This window comes from Streptomyces sp. 13-12-16, assembly GCF_002114215.1.
Taxonomy (GTDB): Bacteria; Actinomycetota; Actinomycetes; order Streptomycetales; family Streptomycetaceae; genus Streptomyces.
In genome coordinates this window covers 1-1120 of the sequence record NZ_NCTE01000242.1, presented here as the reverse complement: position 1 = coordinate 1120, position 1120 = coordinate 1, and the positions used below count along the sequence as shown (strand labels likewise).

The following is a 1120-nucleotide window of genomic DNA, read 5'->3' as shown; positions in this document are numbered from 1 at the left end:
CTCCACGGCCCGCTCGGTCTCCTCGCGCAGCTCGCGCGCGGCCCGCTCGGCGTCCTCCTTGAGCGCGTCGGCCTGCTCGACGACCTCCGCGCGGTGCCGCTCGGCCTCCTGGCGGGTGCGCTCCAGCGTCTCCTCGGCCTGCCGGCGCAGCGTCGTGGCCCGCTCGATGGCCTCGGTGCGGACCTTCTCGCTGTCGCCCTGCGCGGTGGAGCGCAGTTCGTCGGCGTCCGCCTTCGCCTTGGCGAGCAGCTCCTCGGCGGACCTCGCCGCCTCCTCGATCTGCGCCACGGCCTCCTTGCGGGCCTCCGCGCGGATCTTCTCGCCCTCGGCGACCGCGTCGGCGCGCAGCTGCTCGGCCTCGCCGCGCAGCCGGCGGGCCTCCTCCTGCAGCTCGACCGTCTTGGCGCGGTACTCCTTGGTGTCGTCCTTCGCCGCGCCCTTGAGCTGCTCGGCGATGTCGTGCGCCTCGGCGCGCAGCCGGTCCGCCTCGGCCTCGGCCTCACGGCGGATCCGCTCGGCCTCCTCGGCCGCCGCCCTGGTGGTCTGCTTGGCCTCCTCGGACGCCTTGTTGAGGACGTCCTCGGCGGTCTTGGCCGCCTTGGAGAGCTGGGTGGCGGACTCCTCGGCGGTGAGCGTGCGGGCCTTCTCGGCGGCCTCCGCGACGATCTTCTCGGCCTCCGCGCGGGCGTCGGCGACGAGCTGCTCGGCCTCCGCCTTGGTGGACTCGGCCTCCTTGGTGGCCTCGCTGACCAGCCGCGCCACCTGCTCCTTGGCGGTGCGCGTGCGGGTCTCGTTGGCGGACTCGGCGGAGGCGAGCGCCTTCGAGGCGGCCTCCTTCGCCTCGGCGAGCACCTTCTCCGCCTCCGCGCGGGCCTCGCGCAGCGCGGACTCGGCCTGGGACATCCGCTCCTCGGCGGCCCTGCTGAGCTCCTGCGCCTCACGGCGCGCGGCCTCCGCCTCGCCGGCCGTCGACGTCCGAAGCTGCTCGGCGTGGTCGGTGGCCTCCTGGGCCTGCGTCGAGGCCGCGTTCAGCAGCCGCTCCGCGTCCGCGCGGGCCCGGCGCAGGATCTGCTCGGCCTCCGCGCGGGCCGACTCCGCCTCGCTCTGCAGCCGCTGCCGG

At 76.0% G+C, this 1120-nt stretch carries 1 pseudogene; it reads right to left on the bottom strand.

What is annotated here, in order from left to right:
* Positions 1-1120 (bottom strand): annotated as a pseudogene (gene scy, locus B7767_RS10875) (polarized growth protein Scy); the annotation flags it as partial.